The sequence below is a fragment of the Rhodococcus sp. NPDC056516 genome (assembly GCF_042794655.1).
GTDB lineage: Bacteria > Actinomycetota > Actinomycetes > Mycobacteriales > Mycobacteriaceae > Rhodococcus_F.
The window spans coordinates 109,837-134,288 of sequence record NZ_JBHTTG010000006.1; the positions used below are offsets into that span (position 1 = coordinate 109,837).

Annotated in this window: 24 protein-coding genes and 1 tRNA gene; 11 read left to right on the forward strand and 14 right to left on the reverse strand. The window is 62.7% G+C overall.

What is annotated here, in order from left to right:
* Positions 1 to 61 precede the first annotated feature (61 nt).
* The 7 genes from ACFQ6Y_RS19160 to prfB all read right to left on the reverse strand — a co-directional run bounded on the left by ACFQ6Y_RS19160 (position 62) and on the right by prfB (position 5,720).
* Entirely contained in the window at positions 62 to 919 is an 858-nt protein-coding gene (locus ACFQ6Y_RS19160; RefSeq protein ID WP_378636750.1) for an EamA family transporter, read from the reverse strand.
* An 8-nt stretch (positions 920 to 927) separates the two neighbouring features.
* Positions 928 to 1,401 carry an SsrA-binding protein SmpB gene (smpB, locus tag ACFQ6Y_RS19165; protein WP_003942330.1) on the reverse strand — a complete coding sequence of 158 codons (474 nt, stop codon included), beginning with the start codon at positions 1,399 to 1,401 and terminating at the stop codon, positions 928 to 930.
* An 87-nt stretch (positions 1,402 to 1,488) separates the two neighbouring features.
* Positions 1,489 to 2,394 (reverse strand): permease-like cell division protein FtsX, encoded by a 906-nt coding sequence (ftsX, locus tag ACFQ6Y_RS19170; RefSeq protein ID WP_378449174.1) that lies wholly within the window; start codon positions 2,392 to 2,394, stop codon positions 1,489 to 1,491.
* A gap of 81 nt (positions 2,395 to 2,475) precedes the next feature.
* Positions 2,476 to 3,156 (reverse strand): cell division ATP-binding protein FtsE, encoded by a 681-nt coding sequence (gene ftsE / locus ACFQ6Y_RS19175; RefSeq protein WP_020969258.1) that lies wholly within the window; start codon positions 3,154 to 3,156, stop codon positions 2,476 to 2,478.
* 71 nt (positions 3,157 to 3,227) lie between these two features.
* On the reverse strand, positions 3,228 to 3,710 hold the full coding sequence (locus ACFQ6Y_RS19180) for a hypothetical protein (RefSeq protein ID WP_378635920.1): 483 nt from the start codon (positions 3,708 to 3,710) through the stop codon (positions 3,228 to 3,230).
* A complete protein-coding gene (locus ACFQ6Y_RS19185; protein ID WP_003942304.1) occupies positions 3,707 to 4,591 on the reverse strand; it encodes a mechanosensitive ion channel family protein in 885 nt (294 codons plus the stop codon). The genes ACFQ6Y_RS19180 and ACFQ6Y_RS19185 overlap by 4 nt, the downstream gene beginning before the upstream one ends.
* 22 nt (positions 4,592 to 4,613) lie before the next feature.
* Entirely contained in the window at positions 4,614 to 5,720 is a 1,107-nt protein-coding gene (gene prfB / locus ACFQ6Y_RS19190; protein ID WP_058038579.1) for a peptide chain release factor 2, read from the reverse strand.
* 133 nt (positions 5,721 to 5,853) lie between these two features.
* Between prfB and ACFQ6Y_RS19195 the strand changes: the two genes are divergently transcribed.
* The 3 genes from ACFQ6Y_RS19195 to ACFQ6Y_RS19205 all read left to right on the forward strand — a co-directional run bounded on the left by ACFQ6Y_RS19195 (position 5,854) and on the right by ACFQ6Y_RS19205 (position 8,826).
* Complete coding sequence (locus ACFQ6Y_RS19195) at positions 5,854 to 6,348, forward strand: beta-class carbonic anhydrase (protein ID WP_378635942.1); 495 nt, start codon at positions 5,854 to 5,856, stop codon at positions 6,346 to 6,348.
* A 19-nt stretch (positions 6,349 to 6,367) separates the two neighbouring features.
* On the forward strand, positions 6,368 to 7,150 hold the full coding sequence (gene hisN, locus ACFQ6Y_RS19200; RefSeq protein WP_378635946.1) for a histidinol-phosphatase: 783 nt from the start codon (positions 6,368 to 6,370) through the stop codon (positions 7,148 to 7,150).
* Positions 7,151 to 7,287: 137 nt separating this feature from the next.
* A complete protein-coding gene (locus ACFQ6Y_RS19205; RefSeq protein WP_378635951.1) occupies positions 7,288 to 8,826 on the forward strand; it encodes a multicopper oxidase family protein in 1,539 nt (512 codons plus the stop codon).
* Here ACFQ6Y_RS19205 and ACFQ6Y_RS19210 read toward each other — a convergent pair.
* A complete protein-coding gene (locus ACFQ6Y_RS19210; RefSeq protein WP_378635956.1) occupies positions 8,820 to 9,458 on the reverse strand; it encodes a response regulator in 639 nt (212 codons plus the stop codon). The genes ACFQ6Y_RS19205 and ACFQ6Y_RS19210 overlap by 7 nt on opposite strands.
* Positions 9,455 to 10,600: a sensor histidine kinase gene (locus ACFQ6Y_RS19215; protein ID WP_378635960.1), complete on the reverse strand. Its 1,146-nt coding sequence runs from the start codon at positions 10,598 to 10,600 to the stop codon at positions 9,455 to 9,457. Before ACFQ6Y_RS19215 ends, ACFQ6Y_RS19210 begins: the two co-directional genes overlap by 4 nt.
* 103 nt (positions 10,601 to 10,703) lie before the next feature.
* Between ACFQ6Y_RS19215 and ACFQ6Y_RS19220 the strand changes: the two genes are divergently transcribed.
* From ACFQ6Y_RS19220 to ACFQ6Y_RS19230, 3 genes are all read left to right on the forward strand, one after another.
* Positions 10,704 to 12,152, forward strand: a complete 1,449-nt coding sequence (locus ACFQ6Y_RS19220; RefSeq protein ID WP_378636754.1) for an acyl-CoA dehydrogenase family protein — start codon at positions 10,704 to 10,706, stop codon at positions 12,150 to 12,152.
* A 27-nt stretch (positions 12,153 to 12,179) separates the two neighbouring features.
* On the forward strand, positions 12,180 to 13,385 hold the full coding sequence (locus tag ACFQ6Y_RS19225) for an acyl-CoA dehydrogenase family protein (RefSeq protein ID WP_378533968.1): 1,206 nt from the start codon (positions 12,180 to 12,182) through the stop codon (positions 13,383 to 13,385).
* Between the two features lie 171 nt (positions 13,386 to 13,556).
* Positions 13,557 to 15,194, forward strand: a complete 1,638-nt coding sequence (locus ACFQ6Y_RS19230) for an acyl-CoA synthetase (protein ID WP_378635964.1) — start codon at positions 13,557 to 13,559, stop codon at positions 15,192 to 15,194.
* A gap of 6 nt (positions 15,195 to 15,200) precedes the next feature.
* Here the strand turns inward: ACFQ6Y_RS19230 and ACFQ6Y_RS19235 are convergent, their stop codons facing one another.
* From ACFQ6Y_RS19235 to ACFQ6Y_RS19245, 3 genes are read right to left on the reverse strand one after another with little or no spacing between them, the layout of a single operon-like run.
* Positions 15,201 to 16,529: an amidohydrolase family protein gene (locus tag ACFQ6Y_RS19235; RefSeq protein WP_378635969.1), complete on the reverse strand. Its 1,329-nt coding sequence runs from the start codon at positions 16,527 to 16,529 to the stop codon at positions 15,201 to 15,203.
* 40 nt (positions 16,530 to 16,569) lie between these two features.
* On the reverse strand, positions 16,570 to 17,547 hold the full coding sequence (locus ACFQ6Y_RS19240) for an isopenicillin N synthase family dioxygenase (RefSeq protein ID WP_378635973.1): 978 nt from the start codon (positions 17,545 to 17,547) through the stop codon (positions 16,570 to 16,572).
* 15 nt (positions 17,548 to 17,562) lie between these two features.
* Positions 17,563 to 18,753: a nitrate ABC transporter substrate-binding protein gene (locus ACFQ6Y_RS19245; protein ID WP_378635977.1), complete on the reverse strand. Its 1,191-nt coding sequence runs from the start codon at positions 18,751 to 18,753 to the stop codon at positions 17,563 to 17,565.
* Positions 18,754 to 19,004: 251 nt separating this feature from the next.
* Here ACFQ6Y_RS19245 and ACFQ6Y_RS19250 point away from each other — a divergent pair, with 251 nt between their 5' ends.
* From ACFQ6Y_RS19250 to ACFQ6Y_RS19265, 4 genes are read left to right on the forward strand one after another with little or no spacing between them, the layout of a single operon-like run.
* The gene (locus tag ACFQ6Y_RS19250) at positions 19,005 to 19,787 is read left to right on the forward strand and encodes an ABC transporter ATP-binding protein (protein ID WP_378635982.1); all 783 of its coding nucleotides are present in this window, start codon (positions 19,005 to 19,007) and stop codon (positions 19,785 to 19,787) included.
* Complete coding sequence (locus ACFQ6Y_RS19255) at positions 19,784 to 20,689, forward strand: ABC transporter permease (RefSeq protein ID WP_378635987.1); 906 nt, start codon at positions 19,784 to 19,786, stop codon at positions 20,687 to 20,689. Before ACFQ6Y_RS19250 ends, ACFQ6Y_RS19255 begins: the two co-directional genes overlap by 4 nt.
* Positions 20,686 to 21,756: an isopenicillin N synthase family dioxygenase gene (locus ACFQ6Y_RS19260; RefSeq protein WP_378635992.1), complete on the forward strand. Its 1,071-nt coding sequence runs from the start codon at positions 20,686 to 20,688 to the stop codon at positions 21,754 to 21,756. Before ACFQ6Y_RS19255 ends, ACFQ6Y_RS19260 begins: the two co-directional genes overlap by 4 nt.
* Before the next feature lie 60 nt (positions 21,757 to 21,816).
* Complete coding sequence (locus ACFQ6Y_RS19265) at positions 21,817 to 22,461, forward strand: GntR family transcriptional regulator (protein WP_378533985.1); 645 nt, start codon at positions 21,817 to 21,819, stop codon at positions 22,459 to 22,461.
* A 4-nt stretch (positions 22,462 to 22,465) separates the two neighbouring features.
* Here the strand turns inward: ACFQ6Y_RS19265 and ACFQ6Y_RS19270 are convergent, their stop codons facing one another.
* Positions 22,466 to 23,242, reverse strand: coding sequence for an esterase/lipase family protein (locus ACFQ6Y_RS19270; protein ID WP_378635995.1), 777 nt, complete (start codon positions 23,240 to 23,242; stop codon positions 22,466 to 22,468).
* Between the two features lie 73 nt (positions 23,243 to 23,315).
* Positions 23,316 to 23,389, reverse strand: a tRNA-Met gene (locus ACFQ6Y_RS19275).
* Between the two features lie 450 nt (positions 23,390 to 23,839).
* On the opposite strand from ACFQ6Y_RS19275, the gene ACFQ6Y_RS19280 reads away from it, so the two are divergent.
* On the forward strand, positions 23,840 to 24,394 hold the full coding sequence (locus ACFQ6Y_RS19280) for a transglycosylase family protein (RefSeq protein ID WP_347872101.1): 555 nt from the start codon (positions 23,840 to 23,842) through the stop codon (positions 24,392 to 24,394).
* Positions 24,395 to 24,452: the final 58 nt, after the last annotated feature.

Genomic DNA, 24,452 nt, shown 5'->3' on the forward strand with positions numbered 1-24,452 from the left:
CTGAGACTGAAAACGCTGAGACGGAAACGCTGGGACGGAAAACGCTGGAGCTGAAAAGAATCTAGGCACCCGCGACGGCAATCATGCCGACTGCCGCCAGCGCCAACAGCATTCCCGCTTGTTGCACGCGGCTGACCCGCTCGCCCAGCATCACCATCGCGAGCAGAACCGTCGCAGCCGGGTACAGCGAACCGATCACGCTGACGAGTGAGAGCAATCCGCCTTGGAAGGCGTAGATCATCGTCCCGTTGGCGACGACGTCGAGGACGCTGACGTACACCGCGAGCTTGAGTGGCTCACCTCGCGGGAGAACGAAGTGACCGGCCGCCAACGCGACCAACCACACCACGACGGTCGCGGCGCCGCGAGATACGGCCAACGCCCACAGCCCACTACCCTCACCGATCTGGTGAAGTGCGATGAACGAGAGTGCAAATGCGCCACCGCTTCCGACGGTCAGCAGCGCCACCTGTCTGGTGAAACGGAGAGTGATTCCGCCGGCAACTTCACCCGCGGTGTCGTCGGGCGACTCGCGACTGACCAGAACGACGGCGACCAACGCGACGGCGATACCCAGGTACGCGATCAGTCCCGGCCGTTCACCGAAAGCAAATCCGACGAGCACCGGAATACCCGCCACCAGAACGGCGGTGAGCGGCGAGACCACTGACATGGGGCCGGTCGCCAACGCGAGATAGAACCACCACACCGCCAGACCACTCGTGATACCGGCGATCGCACCCCAGATCAACCCGTTCAGCGTCAGCGTCCCGGAGACGAAAGGTGCTGCGATCAACACGATGACGAGCGAAAGCGGATACGAGACGATCACCACGCGCAGTGCGGCAACCCGTCGTGACGCAACTCCACCGACGAAGTCGCTGACTCCGTAGGCAACTGCAGCCACGAGGGCAAGCAGGATGGAGGTCAGCGCATGCCCTTGATACGACGACCGAGCTCGCGAGTCACCTCGCGCTCGGCGGTGCGCTTGGCCATGTCCTGGCGCTTGTCGTAGTCCTGCTTACCCTTTGCCAGCGCGAGTTCGACCTTGACCTTGCCGTCGTTGAAGTACATCGACAGCGGGACCAGCGTCTGGTTTCCCTCGCGGGTCTTGCCGACGAGGTGCTCGATCTCACGCTTGTGCAGCAGGAGCTTTCGGGTACGACGCGGCGAATGGTTGTTCCACGTGCCTTGCGTGTACTCCGGAATGTGCAACGAGCGCAGCCATACTTCGCCGTTGTCCACGGTTGCGAAGGCGTCGACGAGCGATGCCTTGCCCTCACGCAAACTTTTGACCTCGGTCCCGACGAGAGCGATGCCGGCCTCGTAGGTGTCGATGATCGTGTAGTTGTGGCGTGCTTTGCGATTGGTCGCAATGACCTTGCGGCCCTTTTCCTTCACTGTCCGGGCCTCTCAGTCCGCTGTCTTGCTGTCGAATACTGTCTTACCGTCAAATACAGTTCCAGCATAGAAGCTCGTGCAAACCGATTATTCGCGGACGTACAGACGCAGCGTCACATACGCCGTCACCGCGGCCATTCCGACTCCGGCGAGCACGAGGATCGGCGAAACGAACAGCACGTCGCTGTTGGAAATGCGCGCCACGATGTTGGCTTCGTAGACGTCGGCCAGGACCCCGTCGATGAAGACGTTCTTCGCGGTGAACAGTCCGGCGATGGCGAGCACCGCGCCGATCAGGGCCGCGACGACGGCTTCGAGGAGGAACGGAAGCTGGGTGTACCAACGCGTCGCGCCGACCAACCTCATGATGTTGACCTCGGTACGACGCGTGAACGCCGCGATCTGGACCATGTTGGCGATCAGCAGGATCGCTGCGATCGCCTGGACGATCGCGATCGCGAATGCCGCGTTGCGCACTCCACCGAGCACGCTGAACAGTCGGTCCACCAACTCGCGCTGATTGAGCACACTCTCGACGCCGGGCCTCGAACCGAAGGTGTCGTTGATGACGCCGAACCGCTCCGGGTCACTGAGCTTGACCTTGAACGACGCCGGGAAGCTGTCGGGGCTCACCAGGGCTGCCAGTTCGGGCTGGTCCTTGAACACGCGCTCGGTGGCGTCCTTCACGGCGTCTTCGCGGTTGAGGTACTGAACCGCGACGACGGACGGAGTCTGCTCGAGTTCCTTGCGCAACGAACTGCAGATCTCCTGCTCGCAACCGGGATCGGCCGAAGAGATGTCGTCGGTCAGGAAGATCTGCACCTCGACGCGTTCGAGGAAGATCTGCTGGGTCTTGCCTGCCATCTGCACGACCAGCAGACCACCGCCGAAGAGACCGAGGGAGATCGCCGTCGTCAAGATCATGGCGATGGTCATCGTGATGTTGCGGCGTAGGCCGGTCAGTACTTCGCTGAAAATAAAGCTGGCGCGCATCGGGGAATCCGATTCCTTTTCGAGAGGCCGGTTGTTTCACGACAACCGGTGGGCATACGGGACGTGTGGTCGTAGTCGGCGCTACCTGCCGACGCCGTACACACCCCGCGCTTCGTCTCTGGTCACCTTGCCGAGATCGAGTTCGATGACGCGTCGACGCATGGAGTCGACGATGTGGTGATCGTGGGTCGCCATGACGACGGTGGTGCCCGTGCGGTTGATCCGCTCGAGCAGCAGCATGATGTCCTGGCTCGTTTCGGGGTCCAGGTTGCCGGTGGGCTCGTCGGCGAGCAGGACGAGTGGGCGGTTCACGAATGCACGAGCGATGGCGACGCGCTGCTGCTCACCGCCGGAGAGCTCGGTGGGCAGTCGGTCGGCTTTACCGGCCAGACCGACCATGTCGAGCACCTCGGGAACAGTGCGCGCGATGACGTTGCGGGGCTTGCCGATGACTTCCAACGCGAAGGCAACATTCTCGGAGACCGTCTTCTGCTGAAGCAAGCGGAAGTCCTGGAACACACAGCCCATGCTCTGACGAAGCTTCGGCACACGGCGGGCCGCCAACTTGTTGACGTGGAAATCCGCGACCTCGATATCGCCGGACGTGGGCGACTCCATCTTGAGCAGCAACCGCATGAACGTCGACTTGCCAGAGCCGGAGGGGCCGATGAGGAAGACGAACTCCCCCTTCTCCACCTCCACGCTGACTTTGTCGAGCGCCGGCCTGGTGGAGGCCTTGTAGGACTTCGACACATTCTTCATGCTGATCACAACTAGCCAGTCTAGCCGTTATCTAACGGTGACCTTGGCGCCACGCGCGAGCACCCTCGTCCTTATCCGGTACCGGTGGTCGCAGGTGACTGCGGCACCGTCGTCGGTGCCTGCATCGCCGCGCCGGGTTGCGGGACGGTCGTCGTCGCAGGAGTGGTCGGCACGGTGGTCGCGGACTGTTCGGCGTTGCCCGGCGCAGGCGCGGAACCCGAAGTCGGCGTCGGAGAACCGGAACTGCCCGTGCTCGATTCCGGAGACTGGGTCTCGGACGTAGTCGTCTGCTCGGTCGAGGACGGCACGGGGGTCGTCGTCGACGGCTTGACCGACGGAGCAACGTACGGCTCGGTCACCGACGTGTCTGCGCTCGGTGGCGGAGTCGCTGCCGGAACTTCCGGATTGAGGTACGTGTGCAGCAGATACGTCAGTATCCACGCCACGATGAGGATGAACGTCGAAGTTCGCATCCGGCCGCCGAAGATCCGTGACGGTAGCCAGTCCAGGTGAATCAGTCGGTCGAGTCCGCGACGCGGTTCCTGATCGGTCATTCGCTCGCCTCCTCGGTCCGTACGGTGTGCAGATCCGGTGACACCGTGATCCCCTGACGTCGCAGCGCTGCCGCGACGCGGACGCGAAGTGCGCGTCCGACCTGGAATTGTTTGCCAGGAAGCGTGCGCGCAACCATCCGTACGTTGACCTGATCGACCTCGAGGCTTTCGACGCCCATGACGGTGGGCTCGTCGAGCAGGAGTTTCTTGAGTCCGCGGTCGGCCATCGCGTCGACTCCGACCTGACGAAGTACCTCGTTGACCCGGGTGAGGTCGGCAGTCGCCGGTACCGGAACGTCGATGACGGCGCGGGCCCAGTCCTTGGACAGGTTGGTCGCTTTCACGATCTGGCCGTTGGGGACGGTGATGACCTCGCCGTCGGAGTTACGCATCCGCGTCACTCGCAGGGTCACGTCCTCGATGACACCTTCGGCGTCGTCGGAGGATCCGGTGATCGCAAGCCGGACGGTGTCACCGAAGCCGTACTGGCGTTCGGTGATGATGAAGAAACCGGCAAGGATGTCCTGCACGACGCGCTGCGCGCCGAAACCGAGCGCCGCACCGAGAACGGTCGCCGGCGCGACGAGACTTCCGATCGGCAGGTTCAGTTGGTCGAGGACCTTCAGCGTCGCGATCACGTAGATGAACGTGATGACCACCCAGGTGATGACCTGCGCGACCGAGTGACGATGCTTGGTCGCCTCGGAACGAACCAGCGCATCGCCCAACTGATAGTTGGAGTCGATCTGGTCGGTGACCTTGTTGCCTCCCCAACTGACCAACCGGGCGAGAATCATCGCGCCGAGCACGGTCATGAGGACTGACAAACCGGTGGTTTGAAGCCAATCGAGCAGGTTCTGCCCAGGTCTGAGTAAAGTCATCGTGCCTTTCGGTATCCGAACGCTATGCGGACTGGTTCTCGCTCATGCGCCAACGGATGCCGGCCTCGAGGAACCCGTCGATGTCACCGTCGAGCACTGCCGACGGGTTGTTGACCTCGTACTCGGTACGCAGGTCCTTGACCATCTGGTACGGATGAAGGACGTAGGAACGCATCTGGTTGCCCCACGAGCTGCCGCTGTCGCCCTTGAGCGCATCCATCTCGGCGCGCTCTTCCTGACGCTTGACCGCGAGCAGTTTGGCCTGCAGAACGCGCATCGCCGACACCTTGTTCTGGAGCTGCGACTTCTCGTTCTGACAGGTGACGACGATTCCGGTCGGGATGTGTGTGAGTCGAACTGCGGAGTCCGTGGTGTTCACGGACTGACCACCGGGACCGGACGAGCGGTAGACGTCGACTCGGATGTCGTTCTCGTTGATCTCGATGTGGTCGGTGGTCTCGACGACCGGCAGGACCTCGACCTCGGCGAACGACGTCTGGCGGCGGCCCTGGTTGTCGAAGGGACTGATCCGGACGAGCCGGTGAGTGCCCATCTCGACGGACAGCGTTCCGTAGGTGTACGGGCCCTTGATCGCGAACGTCGCGCTCTTGAGTCCGGCTTCTTCGGCGTACGACGTGTCGTAGACCTCGACGCCGTAGTCGTGCTTCTCCGCCCAGCGGATGTACATGCGCATGAGCATCTCGGCCCAGTCCGCGGCGTCGATTCCGCCGGCACCGGAGCGGATGTTGATCAGGGCGTCGCGCTCGTCGTACTCGCCCGAGAGCATGGTCTTGACTTCCATCGCCGCGATGTCTTCACGCAGGCTGGCTCGCTCGGCGTCGGCATCGGCCAGCGCGTCTGGTCCTTCGTCTTCGGCCAATTCGTAGAGGATCGGCATCTCGTCGAGCCGCTCGCGCAGTGCCACGATGCGCCGCAGTTCGGCCTGCGCGTGGGAGAGCTGGCTGGTGACCTGCTGGGCGTGTTCCTGGTCGTTCCACAGACCCGGGTCGGCTGCCTGGTGCTCGAGCTCGTCGATGCGTCGGCGCAGCTCCTCGACGTCCACAACCGATTCGCAGGTGCGAAGGGTGGTGTCGAGGGCGTTCAGGTCTGCAATTACGTCGGGATGCACGGTTCTCAAGGCTACCGGGTGCCGACCTCGGCTCTGCCGTGCGTCACCTTCTCAGGTCCACCGCGCGTCACGTATTGAGATCACCGGGACTCGAAGCCTTGCCAACGTCGGCCTGAGGGAACCTACTGGAACGATGACTGTCACCGACGAATACCTGCAGAACAACGCCGCCTACGCCGAGCAGTTCACCGGACCGCTCCCCCTCCCACCCAGCAGACACGTCGCCGTTCTCGCCTGCATGGACGCCCGCATCGACGTCTATCGGGTGCTGGGAATCAAGGAAGGTGAATCGCACGTCATCCGCAATGCGGGTGGAGTCGTCACCGACGACGAGATCCGATCCCTGGCCATCAGCCAGCGGCTGCTGGGAACCACCGAGATCATCCTCATCCATCACACCGAGTGCGGAATGCTGACGTTCACCGACGACGACTTCAAGCGTTCGATCCAAGACGAGATCGGCATCAAACCCAACTGGGCCGCTGAATCGTTTCCCGATATCGACGAGGACGTCCGTCAGTCGTTGAAGCGTATCGAGAACAGTCCGTTCATCACCGCGACGACGTCCCTCCGCGGATTCGTCTTCGACGTCGCGACCGGAAAGCTGAAGGAAGTCCTCCCCGTTTGAGCCGGTAGGTTGTGTACCCGTGACCGATCGCGCATCCGACCTTGCACTCGCCCTCCGTATCGCCGACGAGGCTGACGCGATCACGCGCGCCCGCTTCGGCGCACTCGATCTTCGAGTGGACGACAAGCCGGACCTCACCCCCGTCTCCGACGCCGACCTCGCTGTCGAGCGGGCAGTGCGCGCGACGCTCGGTGAGCATCGGCCTGCAGACTCCGTGCTCGGCGAAGAATTCGGCGGCGACGCAGTCTTCGAGGGCAGGCAGTGGGTGGTCGATCCCATCGACGGGACCAAGAACTTCGTCCGCAACGTACCGGTGTGGGCCACTCTGATCAGCTTGCTCGAGGACGGCGTCCCGGTCATCGGCGTCGTGAGCGCACCGGCACTGAATCGGCGATGGTGGGCTGCAACAGGATTGGGCGCACATACGTCTTTCGGAGACGGCGATGCGCGGGCAATCCAGGTATCCGCCGTCGATCGCAGCGAATCGGCGAGCCTGAGCTTCTCGAGCCTGTCCGGCTGGAAGGACCGCGGAATTCGCGACCAGTTCGTCGAACTCACCGACCTTGTGTGGCGCGTGCGCGGTTACGGCGACTTCTTCTCCTACTGCCTCGTGGCCGAAGGTGCCGTCGACATCGCTGCCGAACCCGAGGTTTCCCTGTGGGATCTGGCAGCGCTCGATGTTCTGGTCCGTGAGGCCGGCGGCGCGTTCACCGATCTGGACGGCGGCGCGGGTCCTCACGGCGGCAGTGCGGTCGCCACCAACGGCCTGCTGCACGAAGACGTTCTGACCCGCCTGCGGTAACCACCCGACTACCAGAACATCCCACCCGCCGCAAGGGTCCGCGGGAGGAGTCCCGACAGGCCCGTCGGCAGGATTCGGCAGCACGCCGCGACCCGTTGACTGGAAGTAGTTGATCACGCACTACTTCCAGGAGAACGATGAACCGGATTTCCAGGCGCACCATTCTGTTCGGTCTTGCCGCCGCGCCCCTCGGGCTCGCAGCGGGCTGCGGGGCCAACTCGGCAGCAAGAAGCGCCGCACAGGCGGTACCCGGAACCTCTCGCCCGCTACCGGTTCCGCCGCTGGCCGAATCGACGGTCGACGACGCCGGCGTTCGCCACTTCACACTCCGCGCCGGTGCCGCAGCCACCGAGATCGTCGCGGGAAAGATCACCGACACTTGGGGTTTCAACGGATCCATCCTGGGACCGACCATTCGAGCCGCACGCGGAGAATCTGTCGCATTCACGATCGACAACACACTGACAGAGCCGACGACCGTCCATTGGCATGGCATGCATCTGCCGGCAAAGTTCGACGGCGGCCCGCACCAGACCATCGAAGCCGGCGGAGGCTGGGAACCGGCGTGGACGATCGACCAAGCGGCTTCGACGCTCTGGTATCACCCACACCCGCACGGATCCACCGAACGGCACGTGCAGCGCGGACTCGCCGGACTGTTCCTGATCGACGACGCCGATACCGACAGGCTGGACATCCCCAAAACCTATGGGGTTGACGATGTTCCGTTGATAGTCCAGGATCGTCGATTCCTCGCCGACGGCAGTTTCGACGAGTCCGACCCAACCGACATCGGCCTGCTCGGCGACACCATCGTCACCAACGGCATCTCCGACGCCTACCTCGACGTCACCACCGGGATCGTCAGGTTGCGCATCCTGAACGGCTCTTCCGGTCGTCTTTACAACTTGGGGTTCCCCGACGACCGGACCTTCGATCTGATCGCCACCGACGGCGGACTGCTCGAATCACCGATACCGATCAAGCGGATTCAGCTCAGCCCCGGGGAAAGAGCCGAGATCGTGGTTCGCGTCGACCCCGGCGCGACGACCACATTGGTGTCGTTCCCGATCGAGGACGGCGGGGGCGTGAACTCATCGGACGCAGAGAACTTCGGCATGAACGACCGCTTCGACATCGTCGAACTGCGGGGCGTCGGCACTCGCGCGTCGCGGTCGACTCTGCCCCCGCAACTGGCCACCCTGGCGCGCCTCGACCTGTCGAAGCCTAGCGTTTCCCGAACCTTCGATCTGCAGTGGTACATGATCAACGGGCAACGAATGGACATGAACCGCATCGACTTCGAGGCCGAGGTCGGCGCGACCGAAGTGTGGACGATCACCAACAAGGACAACTGGCCGCACAACTTCCACGTCCACGACGTGCAATTCCAGGTCCTCGACGTCGACGGTCGCACTCCCCCGCCTCACTTGCGCGGGCTCAAGGACACTGTTTACACACCACCGGGCAGCAGGATTCGTGTCGCGCTGCAGTGGTCCGAGTACACCGACCCCACCTTCCCGTACATGTTCCACTGCCACCTGTTGATGCACGAGGACCAAGGCATGATGGGCCAATTCCTCGTACTAGGGCCAGGACAGAGGGCAATGCCGATGCAGATGGACATGCCGATGGACATGCCGATGCCGTCGTCTGGTGCGCACTCCGGTCACTGAAAGTTCTGCAAGTGGTACACGGCGAGGCGAACCCGATTGTCACAGCCGGTCTTCGACATCAGGTTCGCCACGTGCGTCTTGACCGTGGTCACACCCAGATGGAGTGCGTCCGCGATCTCCTGATTGCTCTGCCCTTCCGCCACCAATGCGAGGACCTGTGATTCGCGCTCGGTCAGCGGAACCTTCTCCGTCACAGCAGTGTCGGCGTCTGCGCCGATCACCGCACGATCCACGACGCGGCGGAGCAGTTCCGGGGAGAACACCATCTCTCCCTCGGCGATCCGTCGAATGGCGCTGAGCAACTCGGTCGGTTCGGTGTCTTTCACCAGAAACCCGGAAGCCCCGGCGGCGAGCGCGGGATACAGGTGATCGTCGTCGTCGAAGGTTGTCAGCACGAGAATGCGTGCTCGCCGACCGGCCTTGACGATCTGCTGTGTGGCACCGATCCCGTCGAGCCCGGGCATCCGCAAATCCATCAGGACCACGTCGGGATCCAGTTCGGCAGCTAGCGCTACCGCCTCGACCCCGTTCGACGCCTCACCCGCTACGGTCATGTCCGCAGCTGCCGTGCACAACATCCGTAAACCAGCGCGCACCAGTCGCTGGTCGTCAACGATGAGCACTCTGATCACGAGGCACCACCTGTTTTAACGAGTGGAATACTCACGTGGACTTCCCATTTCCCGTCGCTGTTGGTGCCGGCAGTCATCTCGCCGCCGACCAGTTCTGCACGCTCACGCATTCCGACAAGTCCGTGTCCGGCACTCCTTGCCGATCCCTCGCAGCTGTTGATCACCCTCACGTCCACCCGACCGTCGAGACGACGAACCGAGACCGAGACCGACCCCTTCCGATCGCCATGCTTCATGACGTTGGTCAGTGATTCCTGAATCACCCGTAACAACGTCAGCCTGCCGATCGCATCGAGATCAGCTGCGCCTGACTCGACATTCCCCTGAACATCGAAGTCGGCCTGCACCTCGAAACCCGCTGCACGCACACGATCGACCGCCGCCGCGATTTCCGCGTCGACGGCATCCGGCTCGACCAGAGCAACCTCGCCGAGCGAGGGATCACGAAGGGCTATCAGAAGGCGACGAATATCGGTCAGCGCATCCGACGCCGTGGCACGCACATCCGCGAGGACCTCACGCACGGCCTCGTCCTGGGGCGCCAAGACATGCTGAGCCACACCGATTCTCAAAACGATCGACGCCATGTGGTGCGCAACGAGGTCGTGGAGTTCGCGGGCGAGCGCACTCCGCTCCGCAGCGCGGGTCTGCGCAAGATTGTTCGCGGCCAATTCACGCTGCGAGCGCAGATACAGCCCGAGCAGCAGCGGCAACCCCACGTAAGCAAGCACTTTCACAGCAGTGGTGACCGACCAGAGTGCTTCGTGAGATTCGAACCAGATCCCCGCGAGCACCGAACCGCACCAGCCTGCTGCCGAAACGGCGACCCACTCTCTGCGATCGGCCCGCATCGTGACGTCGACAACCGCTACCGCGCCGAGGTACGGGACAAGTTCGGACAGCCCCCAGGCGTCGGCGACGAACATCGGAATGGCCAGCGCCGAGACGATCAGGGACGCGAGGACCGGCCATCGACGGCCGGCGACGAAGACGAGCGCCGACAGCATCGCGAAGATCCAGTAGGTGAGCGGGACTCGATACTCCCCGGGATACGTGCTGGCGATCAACAGGCACGGAACAACCACCAACGGCACGTAGCGCACGTACCGCTGTATCCGATCTGGCACCTCTGTCCGGTTCACCCGTCGAGCCTATGACGCGCATCATTTTGCCGTTTCTCGACAACAGACCTTACTGATGAGTAAGATAAGAATCGTCCAACGCCCCAACACCGAGAAACAGCTGGTGATCATGACCAAGCAAGACAGTGTTGCCTCCGACAAGAGCGCTCAGCGCAGCGAATCGGGCGCGCAGCGCGGCGGCACCAAGGGTGCGCCCCGCGACACGTCCGCCGTCGGCCTGAACCCGATCAAACGCGACGCCATGGGCGCAGCCATGCGCGTGCTTACCAAGATCACCGGTTCGGAACTGGCCGAGAAGTTCAATCTGCGTCAGACCATCGATCGTGTGACCTACGAGGGCACCAAGACGGGCTTCAAAACCCTGGGCGCCGCTACTCGTGGATTCCAGAAGGTCTCGGGCAACGGTGCACCCAAGCGCCTACCCGACAACCCGAGCAAGAACGCCGACTACTTCGACCTCACCCCGGACGACGATCAGAAGATGATCGTCGAGACCGTGCGCGAGTTCGCGGCCGAAATTCTGCGTCCCGCGGCCTACGACGCCGACGGTGCAGCTCAGGCCCCCGCCGACCTCTCCAAGCGTGCGGCCGAGCTCGGTATCACGCTGATCAACGTTCCCGAAGAACTCGACGGAGCGGCCGCCGATCGTGGCGCGGTCACCAATTCTCTTGTTGCCGAGGCACTTGCGCACGGAGACATGGGTCTGGCACTGCCGATCCTCGCACCCAGTGGTGTTGCAGTCGCACTGACCCAGTGGGGCACCGACGCGCAGCAGAAGACCTACCTCCCGGCGTTCACCGGCGAGCAGGTACCCGGCGCAGCAGTGGTGGTCAACGAGCCCCGCGCTCTGTTCGACCCGTTTGCCCTGCAGACCAAGGCAGTTCGCTCCCCCAGCGGCTACAAGCTCAACGGCGTCAAGAGCCTGGTGCCGGCAGCGGCCACATCCGAGCTCTTCGTCATCGCCGCAGAACTCGACGGCAAGCCGTCCTTCTTCATCGTCGAGTCCGACACCAAGGGACTTGTCGTCGAGGCAGATCCCAGCATGGGTCTGCGCGCCGCCGGTCTGGGTCGCCTGATCCTCACCGACGTCGCGGTGCCGGAATCCGCACTGCTCGGTGACGGTGACGCCGATCAGCGCAAGGCCGAATACGCCGACGCGATTCGCCTGGCCCGCCTCGGTTGGGCGTCCATGGCCGTCGGAACCAGCCAGGCAGTTCTCGACTACGTGATTCCGTACGTCAACGAGCGCGAAGCGTTCGGCGAGCCGATCAGCCACCGCCAGGCGGTTGCCTTCATGGTCGCCAACATCGGCATCGAACTCGACGGACTGCGTCTGGTCACGCTTCGCGGCGCTTCACGCGCCGAGCAGGGCTTGTCCTTCGCCCGCGAATCCGCTCTGGCCCGGAAGCTGGCTTCCGAGAAGGGCATGCAGATCGGCCTCGACGGTGTGCAACTCCTCGGTGGACACGGGTTCACCAAGGAACACCCGGTCGAGCGCTGGTACCGCGACCTCCGTGCCATCGGCGTTGCCGAGGGCATCGTCCTCATCTGACGCCGCTGAACTTCCAGGAGAACCACGATGATCAACCTCGAACTTCCCAAGAAGCTCAAAGCATCAGCGAACCAGGCACATCAGGTCGCGGCGCAGATCTTCCGACCCATTTCACGTAAGTACGATCTGGCCGAGCACGAGTATCCCGTCGAACTCGACACCATGGCCGCCATGGTCGAAGGCCTCTCCGATTCCGGTGGAGACATCGGCGGTGCCAGCGGCGGACGTTCCGACGCGAGCGCCAAGGGCGGCAACGCCAACGGCGGCAACATGTCCGCGCTTCTCAACTCGCTCGAAACATCTTGGGGCGACGTCGGACTCATGCTCTCGATCCCCTACCAGGGACTCGGCAACGCCGCGATCGCCGCAGTGTCCACCGACGAGCAGCTCGAACGTTTCGGCAAGGTGTGGGCCTCGATGGCCATCACCGAACCGAGTTTCGGTTCCGACTCCGCTGCCGTCACCACCACCGCTGTTCTCGACGGCGACGAGTGGGTCCTCAACGGCGAGAAGATCTTCGTCACCGCTGGTGAGCGTTCGACGCACATCGTCGTGTGGGCGTCGGTCGACAAGTCGAAGGGCCGCGCGGCCATCAAGTCGTTCGTCGTACCGCGTGACGCGCCGGGCCTGAGCGTCGCTCGTCTCGAGCACAAGCTGGGCATCAAGGCTTCCGACACCGCCGTCCTCCTACTCCAGGATTGCCGCATTCCGGCAGACAACATCCTCGGCAGCCCGGAGGTCAACGTGGAGCAGGGCTTTGCCGGCGTCATGCAGACGTTCGACAACACCCGCCCGCTCGTTGCAGCCATGGCCGTCGGCGTCGGACGCGCAGCTCTCGAAGAACTGCGCGCCATCCTGACCGAAGCCGGTGTCGAGATCTCCTACGACACACCGGTCTACAACCAGCATGCAGCTGCAGCCGAGTTCATCCGTTTGGAGGCCGACTGGGAGGCCGCGTACCTGCTGTCTCTGCGCGCGGCGTGGATGGCCGACAACAAGAAGCCGAACTCGCTCGAAGCGTCGATGTCCAAGGCGAAGGCCGGCCGCACCGGCACCGACGTGACGCTCAAGGCAGTGGAGTTGGCCGGCACTTACGGCTACTCGCAGCGCCCGTTGCTCGAAAAGTGGGGCCGCGACTCGAAGATTCTCGACATCTTCGAGGGCACCCAGCAGATCCAGCAGCTGATCGTCGCTCGCCGTCTGCTCGGAAAGTCGTCCGCCGAACTGAAGTGACGGTTCCGTAGGTCGGTCACCAGAAATACAACATCGCACACGCTCCGCCCCGCCACCTTCCGAGATGGCGGGGCGGAGTGCTCGGTCGCCATCCGGAAACTCCACCACTGAGCCGTGGTTGCGCATTAGTGTGTAATCAGTCCTACAACGACGCTCGGAAGAGGTTCACGTATGCCCGGATTGGTCACCAAGGTCACTGACACCATCGGCGCGGCGGGGGTCATGTTCCGAGCCGGGCTCGTTCCGTTCCCCCGCCTCGATCGCGGACTCAAATCCATTGCAGCGGTAGACAAGTACGGGCCCTTCGCCGGGCCGGTTCACGCGCACGCCGAGAACGGCTACGACGCGGTGGCGATCATCGACGAACGTGGACCCATCACCTACGCCGAACTCGAACGTCAGAGCAACGCGTTGGTCCGAGCATGGCAGGCGGACGGCATCACGTCCGACTCCGTCATGGGCGCGATGTGTCGCAACCATCGTGGCTTGGTGCTGACCATGCTGGCTGCGGCAAAGAACGGAACCAAGCTCGTACTCATGAACACGGGCTTCGCTCGGCCCCAACTGGTGGACGTCGCCGCGCGCGAGAAGGTTGTCGCCTTCGTCTACGACGACGAGTTCGCGAACGTCGCCGATGCCTTGCCAGGCGACGTCGTCCGGTATCGCTCGTGGCCGGAGACGGACGCGTCCGCCGAAAGCTCCTCAGCGACGACTCTCGACGAGGCCATCGCCGGACGCACCACGTCCTCGGTGCAAGCTCCCGAGAAGAACGGTGGCTTCGTCCTCCTCACCAGCGGTACGACTGGAACTCCCAAAGGCGCGCCGCGCGGACACACCTCCCCGCTCGCTTCGGCGCAGTTCCTCGACCGCGTTCCGTTGCGCCGCGGACAGACCATGATGATGGCCGCCCCGGCCTTCCACGGCACCGGCGTCTCGCAGTTCGCTCTCGCGTTGGCGCTCGGGCAGACCGTGATCATGCATCGAAAGTTCGACCCGGAGAACACGATCAAACTTGTCGCGCAACACAAGTGCGACAGTCTGGTAGTGGTCCCGACGATGCTCACTCGTATCATCGACCTCGGCCCCGAGGTTCTGTCCAAGTACGACACGTCGAACCTGAAGATCATCTTTTCGGCAGGTTCGTCGCTCTCCCCCGACCTGTGTAAGCGAGTCACTGCCTCGTTCGGATACGTCCTCTACAACCTGTACGGGTCCACCGAGGTCGCCGTGGCCACGGTCGCGACTCCCGAGGACCTGACCATCGCTCCGGGAACCGCGGGCCGAGCTCCAGTGACGTGCCACGTCGAACTCTTCGACGAAAACAACAAGAGAATTACCACTCCCCACACGATCGGCCGAATCTTCGTCGCGAGCGGACTGAGCTTCGAGGGCTACACCGACGGGCGGGACAAGGAACGTATCGACGGACTTCTCTCCACCGGCGACGTCGGACACTTCGACGCCAACGGCCTCCTCTTCGTCGACGGCCGCGACGACGACATGATCGTTTCGGGCGGCGAGAACGTCTACCCGCTCGAGGTCGAGAACCTTCTCGCCGACCGCGAGGACGTCCTCGAAGCCGCCGTGATCGGAGTCGAAGACGCCGACTTCGGCCACCGCCTGCGAGCCTTCGTCGTCGTCGCTCACGGCGCCGAGCAGAACTCCGACGAATTGAAAGACCACGTTCGGTCCAACCTGGCCCGCTACAAGGTTCCCCGCGAGATCGTCTTCATCGACGAACTTCCCCGCAACGCCACGGGAAAGCTGTTGCGCCGCGTCCTCATCGAGATGGAGGTCAGTGAGGACTGAGCTCAGTCACAACGCGCTGAGCGTCCGGATCAATTCCGCCTCGTCGACGCGAGTGGAATGCCCGTCACGAATCACGACCTCGCCTGCAACCAACACCGTGTCGACGATCTGACGACTTCCCGTCGTGAGAATTGACGCACCCGGATCTCGTACCGGGAGGCAACCGAAGTCTCGTTCGAACCGAATCATGGTGAGGTCAGCGGGATCACCGACGGAGATTCCGCCGGACCTGGCGGGTAGACCAAGCGCTGCGTTCGCGCCGCCGGACGCGATGTCCATCATGGCTTCGAAGCCGAACAGGTCGGCGCGGCCGCGCGCGGCTCGCTGCACGTAGGCGCCCGTGCGCAGTGTCTCCAGCATGTCCTGGGTGTCGTTACTGGCCGCGCCGTCCACGCCCAACCCCACCGCGATCCCCGCGTCGAGGAAGCTCGGGATCGGTGCGATCCCACTGCCGAGGCGCATGTTGCTGACCGGGTTGTACGACACTCCGACGCCGCGCTCCGCCAACACTTTCTGGCCACGGTCGTCGAGTTCGACACAATGGACCGCCAGCACCCGATCCCACAGAAATCCGTGGGAATCGAGGTAGTCGACAGCGTTCACGCCTGCATGTTCGGTACACATCGTGTTGTCGGTCTGCGTCTCGAGCAGGTGGATCGAGACCGTCATGTCGCGAGACTGCGCGAATTCACGCACTGCCGACATCCCCTCCGGGGTCAGCGATCGCGGGTTCGGTACCGCCACCGCCACGTCGACGCGGGAACCAGTCACGTCGTGCATCATCTGATCTGTATGTGCGAGGACATCTCCGAGTGGTTGCATCAGCCGTGGATCGAACCCCCACTTCCTCGTCGGGTCCGCCCTGTCTGCAGTTCCGCGTCCTAGCACCGCTCGAATCCCGGTGTCGCGCAACGCCCGGATCACAGCGTCGTGAACCTCACTGGACGGGTGCGGCCACATGTGTTCGACCAGGGTGGTCGTACCGCTGCGCAATGCTTCCAACGAGGCTGCGACGGCGGCCGCGTACGCCCGCTCCGGGGTGATCTGGACGGACTCTTCCGCGACCGCGAGCAACCATTCGAGAAGCGGTGTCCCTTCGGCGATCCCACGCATCAGTGACTGTTGAAGGTGCGTATGGGTGTTGACGAACCCAGGGATCAGATACGCCCCCGATCCGTCCACACTGCCTGCGCCGGCGCTCCCGGCGGAAACCTCGATCGATTCGACAACGCCGTTCAAGACGACGACATCGCGGCCGCTCAGCCATTGGCCGCCGCTGTAGAGCGTGACGTCCGTGACGATCGTGTCGGCCGAGTTCCGGTGTGCGGTAGTCATCGACAATCCTCCTGAAAGTGTGTGACGGAACGGGTGCGGATCAACGTGCGAAGTTCGCGCGTACTCGCTGGTCGATGTAGTCCTCCGCGGTGATCGGAGGGTACTTGCCCGCGGGGCCCTCGATGGTTACGTCGCGGTTCGCCTGAGCGAAGAACGCGAGGCTGTAGCGAGGTCCCCGGTAGTCGGTGACGCCGGGACTCTTCACCCGATGAAAGTTCGACGGCAGGACGTCATCACTCCATCTCATCAGCATGTCGCCGATATTGCAGGTGATCGCTTCCTCGGCCGGAACCACCGACGTCCATTCCTGGGTGTCCATCTCCTTGCCCGGGCACAGTTGCAAGCCACCCTGACCGTCGCGCTGGAAAAGCAATGTCAGGCAATCGAAATCGGTGTGTGCACCGGCGCGCCACATCCCTTCGACATCCGCGTCGGCGGCAAGGGGGAAGTAATGCAGCAGCCGCAGTGTGCTCTGGTAGGTGTCCACCGACGGGTCATGTGCCCTGGTGAAGAAGTCTCGTTCGAATCCCAGCTTCTCGGCGAAGCACGAGAGCAGATCCATCGCAATGCCCCAGCACTTGGCCTCGAAGTCCAGGATCGTCTCGCGGAACCCGGCCAATTCGTCTGCTGTGGGCCACAGATCTCCCATATGCGGGCGGGTCACCTGGTAGGACTCTTTCTGATCAGGTGTTCCGATGGACGGACGCACCTGCGTCATACTCTCCCAGCCGGAGTTGAAACCCTTCTTGAGCGGATACTGCGCTTTGACCTCGGCGGGGAGCGCAAAGAATCCCTCGGCCGCCGCGAAAGCCTCGCGAACCTGGTCCAGATCGATTCCGTGATTGACGATTTGGAAGAACCCGATGTCGGTCGCTGCCGACCACAACTCCTCGGCGATCTCGCTGCGCCGGTTCTCGAAGTCCGCGAGATCGATTCTTCGGACCTCGCGGTCGGTCGTCTCGGTGCCCAGGCCACCCATGCGGGTCTCGCGGTTGAGTTCTGTCATGTCGTAAGTCATTTACTGTCAGCTCCTTCAGCGGATTCCGATGGACGGATCGGTGAACTTGTCGGTATAGATCTCTTCGGCGGTCAGTGACTGCGGTATCGCCGCACCCCCTGCGATCAGAATGGGCTTCAGTTCTTCGACGGTATGGGCGACTCGGGTCATGTCGAACGTCCCGACGGATCCGTCCGCCTCATTCGCGATCAGGCCCTTCTCTTTCAGGAGCTGGGCACTGAACGCCGCCTCGCCCTCGGTGTACGGCGAGAACGACACGTCCTGCGAGACGACGTCGACAATGGCGGCATTCGCGGTATCCGGCGCGGTGATGTAGTCGGCCGTGGCCTGCTGAATGATCGGAACCAGCTTGCTCAAGCACGGCGAGAGTGTCTCGACCTTGTCGGCACGGACGGAAACATTGGAGGCATAGATGTCGAAACCCGAATCCTTCAGCAGGTCATAGGAAACCGGCTTGTCCCATGCCGGCGTCTCCTTCTCGTACGTGTACGGTTCCGAATTCGCGAATCCTTGCTGAGCAATGGTCGGGTCACCGACAAAGCGCGACGGAGCTCCGTCGTAGCTCGTGTCGAGCTGGGACTGCTTCAGTAGTCCTTTTGCCACGAGCCACTGCGGGAAGAGCTGTTCCTTCGAAACGACGACACTCGCGTCGGACTTACCGATATCGGCGACACTCGTCCAGTCCGGATGAGACTCTTTGTCCCACATGAGGATTGCCGGACTGTATTTGAGCAGTGGAGTAACGGCCACGACGGGCTGACTTGCTGCCGCCGCAATCACCTGATCGCCGTGCACGAGTCCGAGGGTGATCGAATCGTCGACGTACATCTGGGAGCTCACGGACTGGAACCCGATTGCCGGTCCCCCGGCTCGCAAGGTCAGGTCGACTCCGGTGTCCTTCCCTCCCGCAACGAGAGTTCCACTGACCGACTTGTCATCGGTGTCGACCGAGTACCCGGGACCCAGCATCTCGAACAGTGCTCCCATGTCCGACTGTGGCTGCCATTGAAGTTGAACCACAACGTTTTCCGGACAGAGCCCCGCCAGGTTCTGAGCCTCGGCGGCGGGTTCGAGCGATTCGGCTGTGGCCGTATCGGCTTCGCTGGAGCTGCAAGCAGTCAATCCGATGGCCGCACACATGGCCAGTGCCACGCCGGCCACTCCCACACTCTTGCGATTGGAATACACCTTGCGATTCGAATACACAGCGTCTCCTTCGTGAAAACAATTGGGATGGGGGCGAACCAAGAAGGGTGATCCGATGAGCACACTCTGCAGCACTTGGATTACATGCAATCGCCTGGTTGTTTCCATCAGGTAACGCAGGCCAAGATCCTTTCCTTACCTGCAATGTCACCTCACATTTACATTCAGCAATCTCGACGACATACATGCAATCCAAGATATGTCGTAGATCTTGAAGAATGTTTGCATGCATTATTGAACCGGAGGCTCAGATGGAACTCGCGAACACGATGCAGGATGCCGACGCTCGCAAACTCACCGCGCCGATGCAGATGGTCTTTTCCGACGTCGTCAAGAAGTTCGACACCGGCACAGTCGCGCTGGACGGCATCGATCTGGACGTGGAGCGGGGAGAATTTGTCGCCGTGATCGGACCCTCCGGCTGTGGCAAGTCGACCTTGTTGCGCATGGCGGCCGGCCTCGAACGACCGACGAGCGGCGCGGTTGCCCTCGACACCGAATCAGTAGGCTTCATCTTCCAGGAGCCGACCCTTCTCCCCTGGCGGAATGTGCAGGCCAACGTCGAATTGTCAGCCGAACTCGGTGGCGGCGACAAAGCAGCGCGAAAGTTGCGCGCCGACGAGGCAATCCGCGCGGTAGGCCTTGCGGACTTTGCACAGCAACTGCCCAATGCGTTGTCCGGCGGAATGAAGATGCGCGTGTCGTTGGCTCGCGCCCTCACGCTCGCACCCGCTGTGATGCTCCTCGACGAACCTTTCGGCGCACTCGACGAGATGACCCGCCTGGAGATGCAGGTGGAACTTCAAAGGTTGTACACCGAAAAAGGATTCACCTCGATGTTCATCACGCACTCGGTATCCGAGGCCGTGTACCTGGCAAGCAAGGTGGTTGTCATGACCGCCAGGCCCGGACGAATACATTCGGTCGTCGACATCGATTTCCCTTACCCACGTAGCCCGGAACTGCGCTACGACGCCCGCTACACCGAATACGTCGCCGATATCTCGGCCAGTCTGCAAGGGAGCCTACGATGACCGAAGTTCTTGCAGTTGGGCGAGGCAACACCACACGCACGACCGCGGTTCGCTCTGACTCTGCGACCACCACACAAGCAGAGGCACAGAACGGACGGAACTCGCGAATGAGAGCGCTCGGTGCCCTCGTCCTTTATCCGCTGCTCTCCCTTGCCGGCGCGGTCGCGGCCTGGTCGATCGTCAGCTATCTCGTCCTCTCTCCTGAACGTCGGTTTCTCCTCCCGCCACCGAGTCAGGTGCTGACCAAGTCGCTGCTCGACTGGAAACATCTCTCTCCCATGCTCGAAGCCCTCGCCGTGACGGCGCAGGTTGCGCTGGTCGGCTTCGTCGTCGCGGTGGCAGTCGGCGTCGGAACCGGTGTGCTGATGAGCCAAGCCAAGTGGATCGAGCGGATCGTCTATCCGTACGCCGTTGTGCTGCAAGTCATTCCCATCCTCGCCATCGTGCCCCTCATCGGCCTCTGGTTCGGCTACGGCATGACCGCTCGTACTCTGGTGTGTGTTCTCATCGCAGCCTTCCCGATCATCACCAACACACACTTCGGATTACAGTCGGTCGATCGCGGATTGCACGAACTCTTCACCCTCGGACGAGCGTCGCGGTGGGATCGACTGGTGAAACTCGAACTGCGAGCGGCAATGCCGGCCATTCTCACCGGTATCCGTACCGCATCCGGCCTTGTTGTCGTCGGCGCCATCATCGGCGACATGTTCTTCGCCAAAGGACAACCCGGGATCGGAACTCTGCTCGACGTCTACCGAAGCCGCCTCCAGTCCGAGGACCTGATCGCCGCGATCGTGATCGCGTCGGTGTTCGGCGTCCTCGTCTTCTCTGCCTTTGGATTCCTCTCACGTGTGCTCGTCGGTAAGTGGCACACGTCCGGCCGCAAGGACTTTAAATGACCCACGAAACTCCTGTCTTCGAAATTCCTACGATCGATATCAGCCCGTACCTCCGCGGCGAGGCAGCGGTTACAAACGCCACCAACAGCACTGCCTGCGCTGAGGTCGCAGCTCAACTCGATCGCGCGTGCCGGGACGTCGGCTTCATACAGATTGTCGGGCACAATATTCCACGATCAGCGACCGACGGCCTGGCCGATGCGCTTGACGAGTTCTTTGCTCTCCCACTTGCGGTGAAGAACGACTATCGCCGCCCCTCGTCCGAGAACCGTGGTTACTCACCACCGAAGTCGGAATCACTCAGTATGAGCCTGGGCGTCGCGTCTGCGAACCAGATGAACGACTTCTACGAAGCGATAGTCGTCGGTACAGAGGTGAGCGACTATCCGGGCGTCGACCTACCCCTGTCCAGCTACGCCGACAACACCTGGCCCGACGCTGCGCCCGGCTTCCGACCGGCAATCGAAGAGTATTTCCGCCAGGCACAGAGTTTGGCACGAATCCTGATGTGCGCCTTCACCGACGCCCTCGGATTGCAGCCCGGGTACTTCGATTCGATGCTCGACCACTCGATCGACGCGATGAAGATGAACAACTACGCACTGCCCGAGGGCGAGATCCGGATCTCCGGCGACATGACGGGAATGGGCGCTCACACCGACTTCGGAATCTTGACCATCCTGTGGGCAGATCAGGTTCCGGGCCTACAAGTTCTGAGTACCGACGGCGTGTGGCACGACGTCCAACCTGCCGACGGCGCACTCTTGATCAACCTCGGAGACGCGATGGCGCGCTGGACGAACGACCGATGGCGCTCGACAGTGCACCGAGTCGACCCGCCGATCGTCGACGGCCAGATCATCCGACGGCGCTCTGCCGCATTCTTTTTCGACGGAAACTACGACGCCGTCATCGAAGCACTGCCAGGAACTCTCACACCGGGCGAAGTGGGATACCCGCCGATCACGATCGCTGAGAACATCGCGGCCAAGGTGGCCGGACTGAAAGGCGCGACGAAGCCCGAGATCGACCGTCGCAGCGCTGACCGGGTGCGCGCCGCCGGGTGACGGTGCCGGGTAGCGCTCCCGGGTACCGTCGATATCGTGCAGGATCGAAGTGAGGACAAGATGACAACCACCGAACGAGCTTTGCTCACCGAGTCCGTGCACGAGACACTTCGCGAACTGATCTTTTCGGGAGAGCTGGCGCCGGGGACACCACTGAGTGTTCCCGCGCTGGCAAGCAAACTCAATGTCAGTCGCACGCCGGTCCGCGAGGCCGTGCAGCAGTTGATCTACGAGGGCATCGCCGTCCACACCCGAAATGCGGGTGCAAAAGTCGATTCGCTGGACGCGGAGTCTCTGCGCGCTGTTTTCGAGGTGCGTGAGGTACTCGACGGTCTCGCAGCGTTCAACGCGACGGCGAATGCCACTCACGAAACCGTGTCGCAGCTCAGCAAGATGGTGCAGGTGCAACGCGAACTTCTCGAGAGTCCGCCGGATCAGCGTCGAGACTCGAAGCTGGACCTCGAGTTCCACACGTTGATTCGTGAGACGGCATGCAATCACCCACTCAGTGAAGCCCTACACCGTCTGGATGGGCAGTCACATCTCTACCGTTCGGACATGTGGAGCCTCGAGCTCAATCGCCGGATCGCTGTCACCGAGCACGCTCGTATAGTCGCGGCCATCGAATCTGGTGACGCCTTGGGAGCGAGAACAGCCGCGAGCGCGCACGTGGCCGGGCTACTCGTCCGAACAACCCGGACCTGAAGCTTTACCGGAAGGACGGGAACAACGTGTCCGGCCACGTGATGTCGCCGTCGTTCTCGTCCACGAAAGTGCCGACACAGTCGCGCCCCAACGCGCTGATCGCTCCCGAGATCACCTCGGGGTGCTGGAGCTCGGTCAGGTGGTCTGCTCCGGTTCCGGAACCGGGAACGCCATCGACGTACACCCGGCACTGGCCCCCGTCCAGCCGACCGTCCGCCCACTCGCCCGAGCTCTGCACCACCGAATAGTAGGCAGGACCAGGAGTGTCCTCTCCGGCATTGAGCTTGGTGAGAACTTCGGAGAACATGCAGGTGTCGTAGCCGTCGGCGGGGCCCTGCACGCAGCCACCGGGGCTGCCGTACTGCGGAGCGCCAATAGCGACGTATGAATCCACGATGTTCGAGCCACCGAAGAATTTCGCGTAATACCGGGCGCTCAGTCCGCCCGCACTGTGCGCGACTACGCCGACGTATGTGGCGTCAGCAGCGTAGGTGCGAATCGACTCGGCGATCAGTTCGGCATCTGCGGCAATCGTTTTGCCGGGTGCATCGACAAAATGCGTCTCGTAGCCCGCATCCTGCAGTGCCTCGTCGAGGGCGCGGTAAGGCGCTTGATGGGCTTCACCTGAGCTGTAGAGCTGCTGGCCCGGAACGATGAAGACCACGCGCTTCCCCGTCTCGACCCATCCACCGGCTGCAGCATTGCTCGCAGAGAGCACCGACGCCGCAATCGCCAGAAAAGCGGTGATGACCGATAACAGGGGCACCTTCGAGAATCGCACGTCGCAACCCTACGACGGACGCACGCAAAAAGGGACCGCCGCACTGGAATCCAGTACGGCGGTCCTTTTCTAGTAGCGGGGACAGGATTTGAACCTGCGACCTCTGGGTTATGAGCCCAGCGAGCTACCGAGCTGCTCCACCCCGCGATGCATGGACAAAGTTACACGAGCAGATGAACGGAACGCAAATCGCCTGCGCTGGAGTGAAATACACGCCTGAAAGTCGCAAATCCGAGTGACTGGCTTCACAAAATTCCCGTGAGCATCAACACATAACAGGCATGTAACGAACGTACCTCGAAACCGCATCGGAAAGGCTCTACCAGCATAAACGCCGAAGTTCGCCGGCGAGAGCAGACCAGAAGGTCCGGAAATTTGCGAATCGACCCTCGTTCAGTGCTCCCGTACGGTCGGTCCCGGCCCGAATCAACCGGGCGAACGCCGACCCGCCGCTGCTCGACTCTGCCCCGCGGGATCGGAACCCCCGAAACCTTCGAGGGGCAGAGACACGGAGAGACAAGCGCCCGGGAAAGCCAGCACCACCGCCGACCCGCAGGCCCGCCGATGTCAGCAAGCGCGGAGAGGATTTACCCCGACATGACGTACACCAGCATCAGCAAGCGTGCACTCGGCACATTGGCAGTAGCCGGCGCACTTGTCGCAGTGCCCCTCACCATCAGCACCGGCACCGCTTCCGCAGCCACCCACAACTGGGACGGCGTCGCACAGTGCGAGAGCGGTGGCGACTGGAACATCAACACCGGCAACGGCTACTACGGCGGCCTGCAGTTCTCGCAGAGCACCTGGACCGCCAACGGCGGCAGCGGCTCGCCCGCCAACGCTTCCAAGGAAGAGCAGATCCGCGTCGCCGAGAACACCCTGCAGAGCCAGGGCCCCGGCGCATGGCCCGTCTGCGGCCAGCGTCTGACCGTCGCGAGCGAGCCCGCAGTCGAAGAAGCTCCCGCAGCGGCACCGGCTCCCGTCGCCGAGGCACCCGCAGTTGCACCCGCCCTCGAGATCCCGGCCGAGCTCAAGCCCGCCGCACAGCAGGCCTACGACACCGCTCGTGACCTCGCCGGCCAGTACGGCTTCGCAGCACAGTTCCAGCAGCTCTCCGATGCCAACGCACCGATCGTTGCAGCACTGCGCTGATTCAGCTCGTACAGTTTCACCTGAGCACACAAGAAGGCCCACCATCCGAACGGATGGT